18 protein-coding genes are annotated in these 17,790 nt (G+C 55.9%); 5 read left to right on the forward strand and 13 right to left on the reverse strand.

Annotated features, from left to right (window positions below; genetic code table 11):
• The 4 genes from A6U87_RS30455 to A6U87_RS30295 form a co-directional block, all read left to right on the forward strand.
• A partial coding sequence (locus tag A6U87_RS30455) for an ImuA family protein (RefSeq protein WP_065692258.1) occupies window positions 1-728 on the forward strand: 728 nt, incomplete at its 5' end.
• 28 nt (window positions 729-756) lie between these two features.
• Window positions 757-1,557, forward strand: a complete 801-nt coding sequence (locus A6U87_RS15870) for a hypothetical protein (RefSeq protein WP_065692259.1) — start codon at window positions 757-759, stop codon at window positions 1,555-1,557.
• Between the two features lie 66 nt (window positions 1,558-1,623).
• Window positions 1,624-2,010, forward strand: coding sequence for a helix-turn-helix domain-containing protein (locus A6U87_RS15875; RefSeq protein WP_065692260.1), 387 nt, complete (start codon window positions 1,624-1,626; stop codon window positions 2,008-2,010).
• Window positions 2,011-2,749: 739 nt separating this feature from the next.
• On the forward strand, window positions 2,750-2,971 hold the full coding sequence (locus tag A6U87_RS30295; RefSeq protein WP_141683968.1) for a hypothetical protein: 222 nt from the start codon (window positions 2,750-2,752) through the stop codon (window positions 2,969-2,971).
• 67 nt (window positions 2,972-3,038) lie between these two features.
• On the opposite strand, the gene A6U87_RS15885 is transcribed toward A6U87_RS30295, so the two are convergent.
• Both A6U87_RS15885 and A6U87_RS15890 read right to left on the reverse strand, forming a co-directional pair.
• Entirely contained in the window at window positions 3,039-4,478 is a 1,440-nt protein-coding gene (locus tag A6U87_RS15885) for a type II toxin-antitoxin system HipA family toxin (protein WP_065692262.1), read from the reverse strand.
• Window positions 4,475-5,059, reverse strand: a complete 585-nt coding sequence (locus A6U87_RS15890; RefSeq protein ID WP_065692263.1) for a helix-turn-helix transcriptional regulator — start codon at window positions 5,057-5,059, stop codon at window positions 4,475-4,477. The genes A6U87_RS15885 and A6U87_RS15890 overlap by 4 nt, the downstream gene beginning before the upstream one ends.
• A 74-nt stretch (window positions 5,060-5,133) precedes the next feature.
• Here A6U87_RS15890 and A6U87_RS15895 point away from each other — a divergent pair, with 74 nt between their 5' ends.
• Complete coding sequence (locus A6U87_RS15895) at window positions 5,134-5,337, forward strand: hypothetical protein (protein ID WP_065692264.1); 204 nt, start codon at window positions 5,134-5,136, stop codon at window positions 5,335-5,337.
• Between the two features lie 145 nt (window positions 5,338-5,482).
• On the opposite strand, the gene A6U87_RS15900 is transcribed toward A6U87_RS15895, so the two are convergent.
• The 11 genes from A6U87_RS15900 to A6U87_RS15960 all read right to left on the reverse strand — a co-directional run bounded on the left by A6U87_RS15900 (window position 5,483) and on the right by A6U87_RS15960 (window position 17,731).
• A complete protein-coding gene (locus A6U87_RS15900) occupies window positions 5,483-5,902 on the reverse strand; it encodes a hypothetical protein (RefSeq protein WP_141683969.1) in 420 nt (139 codons plus the stop codon).
• Window positions 5,903-6,024: 122 nt separating this feature from the next.
• Window positions 6,025-9,012 carry a hypothetical protein gene (locus tag A6U87_RS15905; protein WP_065692266.1) on the reverse strand — a complete coding sequence of 996 codons (2,988 nt, stop codon included), beginning with the start codon at window positions 9,010-9,012 and terminating at the stop codon, window positions 6,025-6,027.
• A complete protein-coding gene (locus tag A6U87_RS15910; protein WP_065692267.1) occupies window positions 9,009-9,281 on the reverse strand; it encodes a hypothetical protein in 273 nt (90 codons plus the stop codon). Before A6U87_RS15910 ends, A6U87_RS15905 begins: the two co-directional genes overlap by 4 nt.
• A 3-nt stretch (window positions 9,282-9,284) precedes the next feature.
• Entirely contained in the window at window positions 9,285-11,678 is a 2,394-nt protein-coding gene (locus A6U87_RS15915) for a hypothetical protein (RefSeq protein WP_065692268.1), read from the reverse strand.
• 342 nt (window positions 11,679-12,020) lie between these two features.
• Window positions 12,021-13,205, reverse strand: coding sequence for a DotG/IcmE/VirB10 family protein (locus A6U87_RS15925; protein ID WP_065692270.1), 1,185 nt, complete (start codon window positions 13,203-13,205; stop codon window positions 12,021-12,023).
• A gap of 12 nt (window positions 13,206-13,217) precedes the next feature.
• A complete protein-coding gene (locus tag A6U87_RS15930) occupies window positions 13,218-14,339 on the reverse strand; it encodes a DotH/IcmK family type IV secretion protein (RefSeq protein WP_083199472.1) in 1,122 nt (373 codons plus the stop codon).
• Window positions 14,339-14,953, reverse strand: coding sequence for a DotI/IcmL family type IV secretion protein (locus A6U87_RS15935; RefSeq protein ID WP_065692272.1), 615 nt, complete (start codon window positions 14,951-14,953; stop codon window positions 14,339-14,341). The genes A6U87_RS15930 and A6U87_RS15935 overlap by 1 nt, the downstream gene beginning before the upstream one ends.
• Window positions 14,950-15,582 carry a DotI/IcmL family type IV secretion protein gene (locus A6U87_RS15940; RefSeq protein WP_065692273.1) on the reverse strand — a complete coding sequence of 211 codons (633 nt, stop codon included), beginning with the start codon at window positions 15,580-15,582 and terminating at the stop codon, window positions 14,950-14,952. Before A6U87_RS15940 ends, A6U87_RS15935 begins: the two co-directional genes overlap by 4 nt.
• 326 nt (window positions 15,583-15,908) lie before the next feature.
• Complete coding sequence (locus A6U87_RS15950; protein ID WP_065692275.1) at window positions 15,909-16,859, reverse strand: hypothetical protein; 951 nt, start codon at window positions 16,857-16,859, stop codon at window positions 15,909-15,911.
• Between the two features lie 169 nt (window positions 16,860-17,028).
• Window positions 17,029-17,364 carry a hypothetical protein gene (locus A6U87_RS15955; protein WP_065692276.1) on the reverse strand — a complete coding sequence of 112 codons (336 nt, stop codon included), beginning with the start codon at window positions 17,362-17,364 and terminating at the stop codon, window positions 17,029-17,031.
• Between the two features lie 91 nt (window positions 17,365-17,455).
• On the reverse strand, window positions 17,456-17,731 hold the full coding sequence (locus A6U87_RS15960) for a hypothetical protein (RefSeq protein ID WP_065692277.1): 276 nt from the start codon (window positions 17,729-17,731) through the stop codon (window positions 17,456-17,458).
• Between the last annotated feature and the right edge of the window lie 59 nt (window positions 17,732-17,790).

Genomic DNA, 17,790 nt, shown 5'->3' on the forward strand with positions numbered 1-17,790 from the left:
CCGCAACGTCTGCGGTCATCGCGGATCTTCAGGAGCAGATTGATAAGCTTGGAGGAGGTCGGGCTAAAACACGGCCACATCTCCCATTTGGCATACGGGAGATCGATGACCATTTGCCCGGTCGCGGTCTGGCCTTCGGCGCTACCCATGAGGTTGCCGGAGGAGGCAAAGACGCCGTTGATGGAGCCACGTCGTCCCTATTCGTCGCTGGCATCGCTGCTCGAACCAAAGGCCAGATCATCTGGTGTCTGTCCCGCACAGATCTCTACGCGCCTGCCCTGGTGCAATCTGGCCTCGATATGAACCGTGTTGTTTTCGTTGAGTGCGATAACGAGGAGGCCATCTTGGAGAGCGCTGAAGAGGCTCTTAGGTTCGGCGGTCTCGGTGCGGTTGTCGCGGAGACGGTCAGGCTCCCGATGGTAGCTTCACGCCGCTTGCAGTTGGCCGCAGAACATACCGGCACGATGGGCCTCATCATCCGGCGCTGGCGGCGGCAAAGTGAGGCAACAGACTACGGCCAGCCAACGGCATCCGCGACACGCTGGCGCGTCTCGTCAAAGCCATCAGAACCACTTCCTGTTCCGGGTGTCGGACGGCCACGATGGCATGTCGAGCTGCTTAGAGTGCGGGCTGGCGAGTCTTTTGACGTCGAGGTTGGCGCATGTGATCATTCGGGTAATCTCGCGCCTGTCCACAACGAACACCATCAGTTGAGGATGGCGCGATGAACGAGAAACCTGCCGAAAGCCTGTTCGCATGAGACTATATCAAGCCCTTGAGCACCTGAAGGAACGCCGCTTCAAAGCTATGGAGCCGTGGGAACCGGGAGCGCTCGAGCAATTTGTCAGTCACCTTCAGAAGGCGGCTCCCACATGCGCCGAGTTCTCGTTTAGCTTCCTCGATCCAGAGTCTGCCGACGATACCCTTCAGACGTTCACCGACTTTTCCAACGAGCTTTGGGACGCGGGCATTGCGCCTATCCCCCACGATAGTTTCTGGATCTCGTGGGATCAGAAGGTAAGCGCTGATGTCGTTCACATGGCCGCTTACTGCGAGCGAAATCTCGATGGCAAAGGCAAGCCTGCCTCTCTGTCTGTTCGCTCGATGTACGAGACAAAGCGGCGTGACGGTGTGATCTTCCTAAATCAGCATGGCTTCAAAGCTATTGGCGATCACAAGCATATCCTTGTCAGCGACGCTCAAAATCCCTCAACCATGCACCTCACGGATCTCGGTTTCGAGGTTGCAGCCGCGCTGATCGGCGCGCTCGCCACCCCTCAAGCGATCCGCCGCGACGAGCCCGCACCTGTAAAGCTCAACAAGCAGCGCATACAGAAGGGACGGGAGCCGATTGGCCCCATGGTCGTCATTGACATTAGAGCCAGCCAGCAAGCCGCAGCGGCGAAACGAGGCGAAGGCAGCTATACGGTGAGACCGCATTGGAGACGTGGGCATATCCGTCATTTGGCGGATGGAAGATTGATCCCTATTCCGCCATGCTGCGTAAACATGGAAGCCGGTGTGCCCCTGAAGCCTGAATATGTCATCAAGGCTTGAGAAAAACTCAAATAAAAGTGCATTATCCAGCGGGACGATGACTTTTATATGGGAGCTAAAACCTAATTGAAGCCCAAGCAAGCAACGAATATTGACGTTCTAGTAGGTACTAGGATTCGGAAACGTAGAATGGCACTTGGCCTTACTCAGGGTCAACTTGGCGAAGCGGCCGGGCTGTCGCACCAGCAAATTGGCAAATACGAGGCCGGAACTAATCGCGTTCACCCAAGCGACGTTATGATTTTTGCCAAAGCGCTGGACGCACCTGTCAGCTATTTCTTTGAAGCGCACCTGGACGCGTTTTCCGAAGAGCCCGAATTTCTTCAGTACCTTAAATCAGACCAGTGCATCGAGCTAAACACCGCGTTCGCCCGCGTTACCGATCAGGCAAAGAGGCGAGTAATCCTGAACATCGTAGACAGCTTCAAAGAGCTTTCTATGCAGTTGCGCTAACATGCAGATCTGCACAACGACAATCTCTCAAAATCATCATAGGTTTTGCCTGTCCCTGAACTTGGAAATAGGGGACTGGTGCTCGCACCGTTAAGCGCCGTTCGTGTTGAAATCGAACGGCGCTTTTCTTGATCGGCCAACACCTGGCTAGACCACTGGTCCACTTAGCGTCCAAATCGCCGCAACTAGAAATGACAACCCGACAATTACGCAAATCGCACCTGCTATAAGCCATAGATGAGATAGCAAGAGACTTTTCAATAAGGAGAATTGACGCATACTTGACGCACCATGCGTTAACGCATCAATCTGACGCGGACCTATTCACAGTGTTTTCATATCAAAAATTATTGTGAATTTCAAAGGTTCAGAGCTTCTGGGATTGATCCCAGATTGACCAAGCTAAACGGAAAACGCAGTCCCGCTACCTTGCTGAAATCGTCCGGTCGATAACGCCAGATGGACTACCGATAGCAGGATCTGCAACCAGCCGTAACGGCAATACATAAAATGACGAGATGGCATCCATCTCGATCTGCCCACTGCGCTCCGAGTATCGGGCGCTCCGCTTGTGGGCAGGCTCACCATTTCCAGAAAAGCCAAGTGTGGAGCTGTTTTGGCGGAGGAAGTCGGTCCCGGCTTCCGCTGCGCGGCGCAGGCTAAGCCTCCTGCGGCTTCCTTTTTCCCGCCAAAACCGCGTCGAGAATTCCCGCTTTCCCGGCCTTAAAAGGCCGTCGCTATGCTGAAAGCTCCGATGCTCTTCATTGTCATTTTAGGTTCTCGGGGACGCATCTCTCTTCAGGATGAAGTGCGCGATCATGAACACTTCATCTATCGCTTGAGCCAGGTCGAGCGAGGCTTGCTGTACGTCAGGGGCAGTTGCAGGATCTGCGGCCAACGCACGAAAGCCTTTTCTGATCTCCTCGCAGGGATCAGCGATGTCATGAACCGCCGCCAATAGTTGCTCTCTTGAAGTCATCGTTCATCCGTCCGTCTCGTGCCGTATCCTCTTTGAAATATCCGCCCTCTCACATCCCCATTGAAGGCCCCTTCGGGGCCGGGCGCGGAGGATCTACGTTTGGGGCATCAGCAGACGCGCTGGTAGGCGTTCTGAACTGCTGGCGCTCCGGCTCTGGCCGATTGTGACGAACCGCGTCAGCTCGTCCAGCAATGTCCTCTACGATGACATCGAGCAGCGGAGTGTCGCTCAACGTATGACGGAACTCCTCTCTCAGTGTGCCAACAGCCGCGCCGATCCGCGTGGTCATCTCATCGAGCTTCTTCAGGACGTGAGCGGCAGGCATTCCCATGTCTTTTGCAAAGTCCGCCCAATGGTCGCGCGTGATCCTTGTCCGCCAAAACTCGCCCTTTTCAGGATCGTCACGATCACGGCCGACCGCCATCGCCATGCGAGGTTTCACGTTTTTGTAGTTCACTGCGAACGCGGCCTGGTTATTTAGATCGTACAAAGGCGACAGCGACATCTGACCGTTCGGAGAATACCTAATCGCATAGTTCTTGCCGTGGGCATCTGGATTGCCTGACAAATATTGAAATAGAGCCCTGTCGAGCAAGCCAGCCTGATCGACTGCCGGTCGCTCCATCATCTTCATGACCTCAGCCATATCTTTCCAGCCGGGGCCGGGGCTATAGCGATTGTCCTCGTATTTGGATTCAGGATGGATCGCCAGCGCCTGGCACATGTCCTCCTGATGGGCGCGGATCAGCACTGCGCCGCCGCCCTCACGAACCTGCAAGCGCCGGTCATAGCGCGCCACGCGCATGTAGACGACATCTTCGACCTGATGGATCGAGGACTTTGGCACACGTATCCCGCAGGCCTCGGCAAGACGCAGGCAGAAGTGTTCTGTCTTGATCGAGTCCTTCAGCCCGGCAATATCCACCTTCAAGATGTGGGACGAAGGAAACCCGTTCAGAGGCAATGAAACGACGCCACCTGAAATGACGACAGCAGTCTTGTCGTTCACTCCGGCAAGCGAAAGGCGCGTACCAGTCTCTGGATCGTCCACCAGCGGGCGAATTGGTAGATCCCGCAGATATTGCGCCAGCTCGGTGTCGCCAAGACGCTTGAGCTTCGGCGGCTCTCGAATACCGGCGTAAGGGTCGCTAGGATCTGTGAAGACCACAGCTCCGGCGCAGTCCCGCCCGATCTTTCTCAAAAACTCGAAATCGCTTTCATGGCCCGGATCGATGCCAAAGCTTTCAGCGATCTTGCGCCTGTGTACTGCGCTATCAGGAAGGAGCCCCGCTATAAATGGCTCGACCACCCTTGGGCCATGCTCGCGTTCCGTGAGAGGCATCGAAATGGACAGGGCGTGCCCACCACGGCCATTCCGAACGTCATCCAGCCAGGTGCTCGAATAGGTGAAGAAGACGCCATCACGTCCCCGCTCCATCGTTCCAACCTGCCGGTCGTACAGCAAGACGGTCAGCTTGTTGTCGCTCATGCCCCCTCCAAGTCGTCAGGAAGGGAATCCATGATCTCATAAGTATCATTGTCTCTCGAAACGGCCGAGGAGCCCGCGATCCCGCTTGCGGTCGCCGTGTCGAGCACGCCGATGCTCAAGCCAACGGATTCCGCGATCTTCGCAGCAAGCGACATCGATATGTCCCCTCCGTCTTCGAAATCCTTGATGGCCCTACGAGTGGTGCCAATCGCATTCGCAACTTGCTCACGTGACAAAGACAACTCCTCCCGGCGTGCCCTTACAGCAGACCGGAACCGTTCCATGACCGTGGATCGCGTAAACTGCTGTGTTGGCAGTGTCCCTTTGCTGCCAAGCTGCGCAAGCCACTCTTCCCTCTGATCGAGGGTCATCAGCTCCCACGCGATGATCGTTGCCACAACGTAGCGAGGGGGTTCACCCTTGCCGCCATACATTCCACGAAGTTGCTGGCTTACGTTGATCTCTGTTTTGCCGGTGATCTCAGCCAAAACTTTCTGCTGAAGACCGGCCGCGTGGGCACGGAGCTGCCAAGGCGTCAGCTCTCTGCTCTTCTTGCTTTTTTTTAGATCACTATCTGTCACTTATATTGACTTTGTTTTCGGATGAAAAGATAAGTATCTGTAGCTTATATCACGCGAAATGGAAAGGCATCCAAATGCGTCACTGGCTCCGAGAATTTCCAGAAGTGGATGATCGCTTCATCACTGAACACCTTGCGCCGGTCGAGGCCCTGTATGAACAGCGCAAGCGTCTAACACAGACCATCAACGAGGCTGAGACAGCCGCTGTAGGCGCGGCGTCTGATCGCTGGTCGCCAGTTAAGGTTAGCGAATGCCACGCCAGCTATATGAACAACTGACGGGTCGAATCCTCCCAAGCAACGCCTGTCCCTAAGAGAGCCGTGATCACATTCACGGCTCTCTTTTTTTGTGCCAATCGAGGCCAAAACAAAAAAGCCCCGGCGATGTGGCCGGGGCTTCAATGCTCGAACAATCAAGCGGGATTTAGCTTCCGCCGCCGAGAGCAACGGACTGCACCCAACCAACGAAGATGCCTACAATGCCGATCACGCCAGCGATACACGCTGCCATGAACGATCCGCCGGCACTGTGGCGGCTCTGCTCGTTGTTGACCGCATCCCACCACTTGTAGAGCGAGTAAAGCGCAAACATGATCGAGAGCGCGCTACCAGCATAGAGGAAAGTCGAGCCCACATTGTTCAAGCCGCTCTGCGCATCGTCCGGGTTTAGACGAGAGCTGTTCGCGGCCGACTGCGCCTGTTTTTGGAAATCGAGCGGCGCTTTGGGATCTGCACCCTGTGCGAACGCCCATGTCGTCAACGCAAAGTAGGATACACTCGCAGTTGCGAGGGCACCATAATATCTGTCCTTAACAGCCGTCATGGCCGCACTGACTCCACTCATTCCCATCTCCTTTTCATCCCTGTATCCGGGGGCGATAAATCGATCTCAGTGTTACTACAACCTGTTACCCTTCACAACATAACAGATAAAGTTTTCGTTGTGAAATGCAAACCCCTAAAAACTCACTCCGCAGCCTGCTCGTAAGTGTACTGCGCATCATACTGCATGACCTCATCCGCGAGAACCTTCGCCAGCGAGCCGTCCTTGCGCGTCTTAGATCTCGCGATCTCGTTCCAACGCGAGATTGCAGTGCCTTCAGGAAAGCGCCGAGCCAAGATATCGAGCGCCCGATCCAGCGGAACGCGACGATAGATTTCGTCACGTACTGCTCGATCTTCCGCCTTGGTCGACAAGGCCCAAAGCATTCGAACACCTAGTGCGTTATTGAAAATTACCCACCGCTTCTCGTCGTTTCGAAGCTTGTACATCACAAGCACATTTGCGCCCTTCGACGGATCGGAAGGATCAGGGCCGTTGACGTATGTGGTCAGAGCCCTGTCGATGGCTTCATTACCACCAAGCTCCTCGATGATCTTCTTTCGAGCGTCCTGAGAGTCCGAGTTTAGGATCATGATCGTCGTGGCCTGTGAGGTTAGACCACGGAAGTCGCCTAGCTCCTGACTGACCAGGCATACCTCAAGGTTCCACTTACGACCGGTACGGCAGTCGTGCCAGATAACCTCATTGATGGTGTCGATGGTGCCAGTCAGATGGTACTCATCCATCATCAGGCGCTTTGGTGTTTCGGCAATCGTCTGAAATTGCCTCGTCCAGTAGTCTTCGTACAGCGCACGCGTCGGCGGGTCCTGGGGGAACGTCATGGCGCGAATGTCGTCTTTGTCGCCAGCAATCTTTGCCATGAACAACTGACGCGTCATGAGGAACATGAGCGTATTCTTTCGGCTCAGCTCATCGTTCAAAGATCCGACCGTCAATAGATCTTGAAGATCGACAGCCATAACCCGCGCTGCGCCGGTCTCCATCGTCGTATGGCTGGCAAACATCGGGTAGGTCGCTTCGAGCGACTCGAGATAGCGCTGAAGCTTCTCGATCATCTCCTCACCGAAATCCTTCTTCATTTGCGGTTCGGCAATGATGGTGGCCATATCCTTGAAGCGTGGGACAGCATAGCGCTGCGCCCTCGCAGCCATCGTAGGCTGACCTCGCCTCATGAACTCGTCCACAAGCGTCCAGTAGCGCGTCTTGTCGCTCAGAATGATCCCGGCTGCGGCAGCCGCCTCATTGAGCACGGGATCGAGGTTCGCCTGCCACCTGTTCGGACGTGAATCGATGCTGAGATCGCTTTTGACTTCGTAGACGCGCGAGATGATGCGGGTCGCGAGCTGTGGCATCAGCTCGTCCTTCATCGGGATCGCGGTCAGCAGGAAATTCTTGATATAGACAAACTCTCTATCGAGAGGGCTACGCGATCCGAGCGCGATGTCGAACGGATTGACCGCCCATTCAGCCGTATTCTTCGGACGAACATAAAGAACCTCGTTCTGCCGTTCAGGCGGCAGAAGCTCCTTGAGCAAGTTCATGCAGCCGCTCGATGACACGCCCACGTCAGCGATCATCATAAACGGCAGCTCGCTGCCTGACCGGTATGCCATCAGGTCGAAGTTCATGCGATTGAACAGAACCGATTTACCAGAGCCCGTACCGGCGCTCCCAAGCGTGAGCCATGCAGGCTGTTCCGCTGCAAAGGCCTTGTGGGGCAGAAGAGAGCCATCAAGGCCGGTGAAAAGGCTATCCCCCGTCTCAAAAACCGGAGCCGTGCGATGCAAAGGCATGATAACGGACAGGTCAGACACGGGCGCAAGAACGCCGCGCCATCCTTTTGATGTCGCGTTCATGCCCGCAACTGTTTCCGCCAGCACCCGCACTGGATTTGCGGGACTGTCCGAGACAGAGCAATCGCCCCACGATTGGATATCGACCAAGAGACGAGACGCCCGCGTTGGAAGCAACTCCGGGCGCTCGTGCGGTTCGATCCACGTGGTGGCCTCAAGATTCGTTTTCACGACCGCTTCGGTATCCGAGCCTAGAGCCTGCGTTACGAGCTGAAGATTCTGGCCGAGGAGTTTCGTTGTCGAATTGAAGATGCCCAAAAGCTGCGCGGCAACCTGCCGCAATCCAATCGACCGCCGATCCGCGTGGTTCAGCGATTCAAGGTGAAGGGTGACACGGTAAGGCATCTTCTCTTGGCGAAGGCGTGAAACGAGAAGATTGAACGGCCGCAAGTTCTTTGGAAAACGATGGACCTGGCAGACGGAAAACGTGCGCGGCCCCCACTTGATCTGCCGCATGTCCTGCGACACGACAGGCGCTGACGACAAGATCTGCTTTGCGAGCGGCTGCGCAAAGAAATCGGATACATCGCTGTCAAAGGTCTTTTTGATCGGCGGATACTTCACAGCGCCTGGCTCGTGCGGCAACCAGTCATCCGGTGTTTCATGATAGAAAATGCCCTGCCGAATAGCGGCGATGTCCGGACGAGATCCGTCTTCCTTTGGCCTGATGACTTCAGCCATCACCCCGCAGCGCCGCAGCGCCGTCAGAACGCTTTGCACATAGGCCATATGAGGGCCTTCAAGCCCTTTCAGTTCAAGGTATGGGTCCATCGCTGAACGCATCGGCGGCAACTCTGCCCTGGCCTCATCATTGGCCTGCTTTTGCAACATCAACTCGCGCTGTGGACCTGCAATGGGCCGTGACGTAAGCGCCATGATGACGCGTTCATTGACTGCCCGCTTCAGCACGACTTCGCGTGTTTCACGAAGGATGGTGTCGATCCGAAGTTGCTTCAGCTCGGCGTTATGGCGCGCTCGATCCAGATGCTCATCGACAATCTTTTCAGCATTGAACGAGCACTCGTATGAGATCGACATGTTGTGGCCGGGCGATTTCATGATTTGTGCCAGCTCAGCCGCAAACACCTCAACCATGCTCTCTGCGAACTCGGCGTCGGAGGTAATCGAGCGAATGCCCTTGATCTCGATCAGCGTGATATCAGAACCGTCATGCGCGAAAATGACAGGACGAGGAGTGTCAGGATCAAAACCACTCAGGTCGCAAAACTGGTCAGCATTCCGGTTGAAGATGCTCATGTGCGGCCCCTCTGAGTGTACGGATACAAGAAACCGCCGATCTTGGCGTCTTCAGGAAGGTCATCAAAATCAGTCTTAAACTTGCTGGAAGCATAGCCTTCTGCAATGCGAACCCGAAGCTCCAACGACTGATCAACTGCATCGCTGGCAGCGTCAAACTGGTTGTCTCTCGCTAAAGTGCGTATCCGATCGATCAAGCCCTTCATCGCCTCGCTTCCCTGAAGCTCTGGCATGAACGCGATCTTCGCAGGTTCTTTGCTAATAGCCATTCGCTACTCCATTGACGGTGCTGGCCGCTGACCAAGGGCCGGTCGCTGAGAATTTTGCTGGCCATAATCGTTCTGACGGGTCGCGCGCTGAAGCCTGTCCTGGGCGTCATCGATTTTGTTCACCGCATCAAGGACCTCTCTCGGTGGGGAAACGAGGCGAGCGTTGATAGCGGCCAAATGACCACCAGCATGTGGCCCAACCCGCTCAAGGCGATCCGACAAACCTTTGACGACTTCAGGTCCGGTTTCGCTCTGAAGCTTTGACCAAGCCGTCTTCATTGCCTCGCCATAGGCACCAGCGTCACCCATAGCCCGTACGCGGGCTTCCATGGGCCGGGAAGGATCAGCAGCGGCGACAGCGGCGGCGGACGCTTTGTTGCCGAGCTGAATGACCGCATCCATCTGCTTTGTTAAGGCCGTGTTCGCCTCGTTTGCGGCGCGGCGCGCTTCGACCATAGCCTCGCCAGGAGCAAGAGTGCGGCGCGCGCTTGGACCCTCTTCCCGCAACCGAATTTCGTTGTCGATGATACCGTTGACCGTCAGATTGCTCATCATCCGCAGGCCCGGCGACAGCTCCTCCATGCGGCTATAGGCCTTCAACGTCCGCTCCATCACGTCTTTCGCAGCGGCTCGCTCGTCAAGACCCTTGATTTTGAGGACAGTTGGTTCCGGCACTTTGCGGAAAGCCTGCCCGTGCTGATCGACAATCCGCTCCGAGAGCGCCTGCCGCTCGATCAGCGTGAAATTCCGCTCTACCTTTTCCAGCGCTTTAGCGTGTGCGGCAGCGTAGCCTGGCTGAACGATGTCCTCCAATGCCTCTTCTGCGGTCATCTTCCCGCTCGAAACCGCGTTTGCAGCATTCACGAAAGCGGTCTTCATGCCCCCGTCTTCCACCCACTGATCAGCTACGTTCGCCAGCCGGTGAATCCGATCAGTCGGCGCGAAAATATTCTGATCAACCCAAATCCGATCAAGATCTACATCGAGGTAGTCCGTAAGGCGACGGAGGGAACCGTCATCGGCCTGTATGGACAGATCGGCCGGTAGTCGGTGCGCAGCGGGATATTCTTTGCTGGCCCGCTTGTCCTGAACCTTTGCACCCGTCGCGACGAATTTCGCATTCTCTGGAATGATGTGTGCGGCCTTCGCATTCTCGATCAGAACCAATGCGGCATAGGTCTGCTGCAAGCGCCCTTCTGCATGACGTTCGAGGGAGCCAATAGGGAAATTGTTGGCAGTGCGAACCACGTCATCGTAAAGCTCCTGAAACATCTCCACGGGATCAGGCTTCGAATTATGGATCACCCGGCGTTCGCGTTGCGGCTCTGCTCTTCCAGCTACTGCATATTTCAATTGCTGCTCGATGGTATGGCCGAGCTGGATCGGGTTATCGACGGAGCCCGGCACGGCTTCGGGGGTTTCTGACTTCTCTTGCGCGGGTGCGGCCTGACTGGCTGAAGCACCCGACAGAGCATAATGGAGTTGCTGCCCAACGCCGTGGCCGATCTGGATCGGATTATCGAAGGTGCCTGCAACCTTGTGGCGGGCACTCTCCAACTCGGCCTTCCGCGCAGCCAGGTTCTCCCATTGAGCTTCGGAGATCTCCTTGCTCCATCCAGTCGTAGGGTGTGTGGCCGTGGGATCTCGCTCTAAGCTGATTTCTTCGTCAGCTTGCTTCAGGCCAGCTTCCAGCTCCAAGAGGCCTGCCTGATAGTAGCCTAGAAGGCGCTCTTCCCCGAAAGCCTCTTGCGGTACTGCCTCACCTTCCCGGCCTGCCGTCCGCAGCGCCTCGAACTGCTTCCACGAAGACGCATTTTCAACGAGGTGGGAGAACAGCTCCGCATTCTCTTGCGCGACCTTCTCGACATAAGGGTTGCCATCGGTGTGCAGGGCTGCGAGCCGCTGCCAAGCGGCATCAATTTGCCGTTCGTTGTCCAAACGGGCTTTCTCAAGCCATTCCTGATTACTTTCATCGGCATTGTACATGTACATGCCCGTCTCATTGTCTAAAGACGGTTCCGGGCGCTCCATGTCAGCACCCATCTGATAGAGAGCATCTATCTCCTCAAGGATACCGTTGACCACTGAAACGTTCTGCTCCCCAAACGCTTCAACAGCGCGCTCGTAAGCTTGAACCTCGCCTTCCTCATCAAACCCGTCATCAAGAAAGCCGTACTCTGTCGGGAAGCGCTTAGCGTGATCGAGGACATAGGGATTCGATGATTTTGCTTCCGCTTTTGCAGCTACGACAGCATCGTGGAGCCTGAGAACCGCGTCATCGCGTGTGGTTGAATGCAACACCGGATCGGTCACATGCGCTCGCGCCAGGTCAAGCTCTGCCAGCACTTTTTTGCCCCGGCGTGCCATCTCATCTTGGTTGTCAGCCTCAATTGCCATGTCCAAACCTCCAAAAAACGTGCCGCCCTCGCCGGGGGATTATGTCAAACCCAAATGCTGGAAAGAGCGTAGGTAACGACCGCGGAAATACCGAGCAGGGCTCCGAAGCCGAAAGCGAGCACCTGATGGAAGATGCTCTGGTCAGCGCTGTGAGCGTTCATTGCATCTCCCCGGTCAACCAACCGCCAAATGTTGATCCCCGTCTTGATGCAAATGACGAGGCTCATAATCGCGAAGAGAAACGGTATGAGGTTTGCGGCCGACGCCAGAAACTCATAGAACGAATTGCCCATGGTCTCTAAGTTTTGGTCGTTCGACGGGTTCATATCGCCTCCAATCTACTTATCGGACGCCCTGCGGGATCATCACAGGAGCCAAGAAGACAATGCCCAAGCCCATACCGGCAGGAGCCGACATCGTAGGCGGGCGGCTGAAATTCTGTCCGGCCGCTTGTGAAAGGCTCTGACCGAGCGGCTGCAACGCTGCGAGTGCGGCCTGCGGATAGTTCACCTTGTTAGCGCCAGAAGTGACCACGCCGTCGCTGACAGCCACCGTGCGATTATTCTGCACGAGCTGCTGGCCAACCTGCCCCACACCTTGAAGGATCGAGGAAAGGAAGAGGCCGCTATACCGCTGCAAGGTGTGCTTATCGACATCAGCCGCGATACCGGTACGCGCTTGGGTTTCCGAAACCGCAATTGCTGTTACGGGGAACTGCGCTCCGTTATTGGTCACGATCTGATTGAAGGAGATCGCGGCCTGATTATCAGAATAGCTGATCTGACCGACGAGGCGCATTCCGGTCAAAGGACCGTTTCTTGTCCCTCTTGCCGGGTCATAGATCACGTCATCGAGCGAGACGATGATTGGTGCACCCGGATCATCAGAGTTGAATGCGCGATCCAAGCGGGCGAAAATAACATCGCCAGTACGCGCCATCATCGTCATTTTAGGCTGTGGCGCTGTCCGTGGCCCTGCCTGTGGCTTTTCCTCTTTCACTTCAGGCGGGGCTTTGTACTTTTGGGAAGCCATCTGAACACGGGGTCCGCTGCCGCCGTTTCCGTTGCCACTTCCGCCACGGGCCAGCGCGTCGATCTGCGCTTGGATGGCAGATCGAGCCGTTTCATCAGATACGGGCTGCTGCACGGGAACCTGTGTCACATAGACCGTCCGTTCCGTGGTTTCCTTGATCACCCGTTCTTCTGGCTCAGCCTTCTTTTCGGGCGGAACCGTTGGTTCCTCTCCCTTGTCAGCCGGGCCGACACCGGTAATCACCGTTGGCGCCTGATAATCGCGGCTTCCCTGACGAGCTTGTTGCGCGTCTTCGTTGTTCACGGTAGCGCGCCTGTTGGCCTCGCCCGGATCGACCGGCGTCATCTGATCGTTTCGCGGCACATTCTGCCCGTTCGGCAGATTGCTCGCGGTTCCCGCTCCTCTATCAGGAGCGGTCTGGCCTGAGAGCATGAATGCCCCGGCTCCGATAGCTACGACAAGCGCGCCTGCTGCGCCAAGTACCAGCTTGTTCATGATCGACCCCTCCTAGTATCGAACGGTTGCAGGGCGCTCGACGCCCGATCTGTCTGAGAAAAGCAGACGGTAAGGCTGTCCCTTGAACCTGTATGCCGTCTCGCCATCCGGTGTCGGAGCCTTTTGCGCGAAATTTGGCGTCAGCATCTCAACACGCCCTACCACAACGAGATCGCCGCCAGGCGTCGTATAGCCGCGCAAGTCAGGAGCGCCCTCAAGAGCTACCGACTGCGCGCCAGCAGGGATGCGCCCAATGATGTACGTCGCCAGATCGCCCTCTGGCACTGGCCGTCTCGCTACATTCTTGCCAGATCTCGGCGTATTGCGCGCGCTCAATGGGACCGGCTTTACCTTTTCGGCAAGTGGCGAACGGCCCTCGATCACCACCGTCAGCGGCATGTCGATGCTGACTTTCTGACCACCTTGCGGGCGAAACCCGGATTGCGTCAGGAGCACAATCGGATAGGGCCACTTATCGAGAGCAACGTTGATGTTTCCAAAGACCTCGAAATAGCACGGGGTAAGATTGATCGTCGTTGGACGCTCCCCCGCTTCGCTCGCTTGCGCACCGGTCGCGTTTCCGCACCCTGCACCATCCTGTGCGATCATCTGCGGGTTATAAGTCACGTTGGCGACCGGCCACGGATAGCCGTCGCTATCGACAAACGTAACCGGAGTTGTCAGGCCGAAGGCCATCCGAACCGTTGGAGGCGTTTGCATAGGCGTCTTGGCCGCATTCACCACCCGAGGTAAGGCACTTGGATAAGGGTCCGTTGAGTAGGTTGGACGAACAGCCGCGCTTGTGGAGCCCAACGTGGCGTCTCTGATGCGGCCGACCTCATTCGGCTTGAGGATCATCCCCTCTGTCCGGTCAACCATTCCCTGCCTGATCTTTTCCAGCTCTTCACGCGTCAGCTCCCGGGCAGGAAGATTAGGCTGCTGCGAGTATGTCTGTTGACCTGGCTGCGGCTGGTACTGGCCGGGATCTTGCCGTGGGATACCCTGCTCACCAACAGGAGCGTTGATATCCTGCTGTTGCTGCTGTTCTTGTGCGCTGACCGCGCTTCCCATCATGACGGAGAGTAGCAGTGCTACCGGAACCCCTTTGGTTTTCATCTTCATGCCCTGCTCCATCAAGACTCGCTGTTATTAAAATTCAAAGTCGCGCTGATACTGTCGATGCCGATCCCGTTCGGGTTGGCCTCAGAAGGTCGTAGCGCAACGATAAGCATTGTCAGCAGGATATCGGCCCGCCTCGTGTCAATATTCGACTGCTGAAACTGCACGATTGGCACCTCTACGCGCCAGAACCGCCGCCCTTGCAAAAAGCCTACTTCCTTGATGTTTGGCACACCGGATCGATACGCGGTCTGTGTGACAAAATTTTCTCGGAAAGCGATAGGAGAGCCCGTCCGGTTGACTTCCGCCACGTAGGTCGTCTGGCCTGCCGGGGTGAAATACTGCCGCAGCGCCGAGCCTATAATCGTTGCCTGATTGTAGTAGTCGTAGGAATTGATCGCCACGGCGGCATCCGACGCGAAATCGATCAATCGCGCCTGGCTGATCGCCGCCTCTTCCAAAACCGTTGCTTGGCAGGAACTCCCTGTGCCTGTTTCCTGCCATACAAACTGTGTGACGGGTTTCATGAGGAAGACATCGGCCGTCATGGCAAAGCTTGCCACGACGCCAAGACCTAGCAAGCCGCCAAGACCTATAATCGCAAACCGATAGGTCTCGACGCTCCTCATGGGCGAGTTCCCTCTTCCACCGGCTGTGTCGAGACAAGACGCCCGATTGCAATGCCCTTGGGATTAAGCGGAGACTTATAGGTGCGAACGATCGTTGCGTAGAAATCGCGGTTTTCTGACCGCCTGTCTTGCGCGTTTCGATAGATCAGCGTCATGGGAATGACGAACTCCCACTCGTAGCGTTCGGTGCCGTCCGGTTGACGCACAGCGCCCTGTCTTGTGGTCGAAGCTGGCCCGCGTTGAGTTGCTGTCGCGTTCTGATACTTCGACACGACATCCTTGATGATGCCCCACTCGCTCACGGAGAGACGATAATTGTTTCGGCCCTCAAGCGTCATGTAAAGTGATGTGCTGCTGTTGATCTGGTCGCGCCAGGACGTCCAGTCATATGTCTGGATCAAGCGGATCGCGTTGACGGCGAAATCTCGCGCTGTCGCGTCCGCGACCATTGGCTCGTTCAAACCAATCGGCGCACACACCGACTGAGCATCGGTTGTCCCCAAGAACGCAGTCGCGGGGAATTTCACATACCGCGCATAAAGAAGCTGCGCCAAATGGATGTAGACGAGGACGACCGCAACGACCAAGAGCAGCGTGAAAACGCGCATATTGCGCAGAATCGCTGCCATTGCCGCGTTGTCATTCAATATTGCCTCTTTCGATTTCACTGACCCGAGTTCCCCTGCAAAATCGGCACCGGGCACCCGAAGACCCCGCCATCGGCAACGTATGGTTCAGTCACGGCATTCGCCTGCAAAACGTATCCGAATATGAGAACCGCGAAGGTTCCAACGAAAAGTGCAGTCCAAAGGACTGTGATCTGCCTCTGTTTGGCAATGATCTGCTCCCGCGCAAGCGACGGCGCGACGGGATCTGGAAGGGTTGCCAAAGCGAACTTTGGCACCCTTACCTCCGACAGTTTTTTGCGCTTATCAAACAGCCCCATGGACGCCGATCACTCCTTCAGGAGCGCATCGACCACTGGCATCATGGAATTGTCCCAACCTTTGAGAACAGCCACTTTGCCAGAAGCCTTCGGCACGACGAACAGCGGGACGGCAGGCGCGCGATCAGGCAGGTTCGCGGCCAATGTCAACCAGACTTCAAGGTTCTGATTGATCTCCTTATCGAGGTTCGCATCGGGCGACATGTCGAGGCCCTGCGTCTGCTGTGCCATCAGATTGTGGAGCGACTTGACCTTATCCTGCTGCTTCAGGACGCCTCGAATGCCCGGCAGAGCATCGAGCTGCGTTGCCTGATCACCAAGGACGCTGATCGGGACAAAACGGATCGGGTATTTTCCAGCAAGGGCTTTATGTGCTGCCTGGCAATATGGGCAGCGAGGATCAAAGAACATGACAATCGTGTTCTTCTCCGTGGCCTGCTGCCCGGCCGGAGTGTCCGAGATGCTTGCCAGTGACGACAAGCCGTTCAACAACTGCCCGGCCACATTCAGATCCGAGATCTCGTAACCAGAATCTATCCCTTGTCGCGCTATCGGCTGCGCGGAAACAATGGCGTTCGGTTGCGCCTGTGGCGTCTGCTGAGTTTGCTGGACCGGAGATTGCTGGAACTGTTGCTGCTGAGCTTGCTGCGGCGGCTGGTAAGGCTGCTGAAGCGGCACCTGCTGCGGCTGGAACTGACCCTGCGGATATCCCGGCTGAGGGTAGTAGCCCTGCTGAATTGGTTGCTGCGGCTGTTGGTATGGCTGCTGTTGCGGGTACGCGCCCTGGGGGGGCTGCTGGTATCCGTTTTGCGCCATAGAGGGGTTTTGAGGAGCGAATTGCTTGGGAAGAACAAAGACGCCGAGGCAAGCTACACCGACCAGTGCAGAGGCCCAAATCCCTTGAATGATAACCTTCTGCGTTCCAGAAACGCTTTCCTTCGATGACGTGGTATCAGCCATGACAATCCCGTTGTTAGAACCCGATCAATTGGTTTTCGCGCTCACGCGAAAGCCCTCTACAAATCAATCGCCGTCACCTTAAACGACAACGATTTTAGAATCAATTTTTCTATCAAACATTTCGGGGTAGTTGTAAATGTGCCGCTTAGGATAACGAACCTCCAAAATTCTATTGGCTCACAACCCGCCAATCACCCTCGATCTTGCGCAAACTGAGGGCTCTTGTGTCCTTAGCGCCGGTCTTAATCCGCTCCAACGTCACGTCAGCGAGATAGGTGGCTTCGTCCTCTGATCTGATATTATCGACTGAGACAACCTTGACGGCTTGGGGTGGAATAACGTGCCACTCCGCAGCAGCCTGGCCATAAGTCGTCACCGCTTCCTGATACTGTTGCGCCATCCGGTTAAGGACGGCAGTTTCAATTTCTGCGTTACTTGGCCCCTTTTCTCCGCATCCAGCGAGAAAGCCGCAAATAACCAGAATACCTATTCGTTTCATCCGCATGTCCTCTCCTGTCTCACCGATTCCAACCAATAAAAAAGGCACCGGCCTATATGGCAGGTGCCTTCTATATCTCGCAAGTTGAAGTGTACTTTTATGCAGCGTTCCGCGAATTATTCGCCAGTCTCGCGGCGCGTAACTCTTCAACCAGCTCTCTTTGAGTTTCATGCAGAGCCCGAGTTGCCTCAAGAAGCTCAACCATTGTCAGCCTTGAGCATTCGCCCTGGATCAAAAGGTTGGTCAACGTACCCTCAGCCGTCACATTCCCTTCAAGCAAGGTCATGCCGTTGAAAAGCGAAGCATCGTAGGTGTCGCGAACATCCGTAGAGCGCAAATGCGGCTGCGTCTTTTTCCCGAACAATCCTAGCAATTTAGCCTCCTAAACTACGCTCGACAATGTTTTTCGATTTCAATTGTATGTCAAAAACG

The sequence above is a fragment of the Rhizobium sp. AC44/96 genome (genome assembly GCF_001692185.1).
Lineage (GTDB): Bacteria > Pseudomonadota > Alphaproteobacteria > Rhizobiales > Rhizobiaceae > Rhizobium.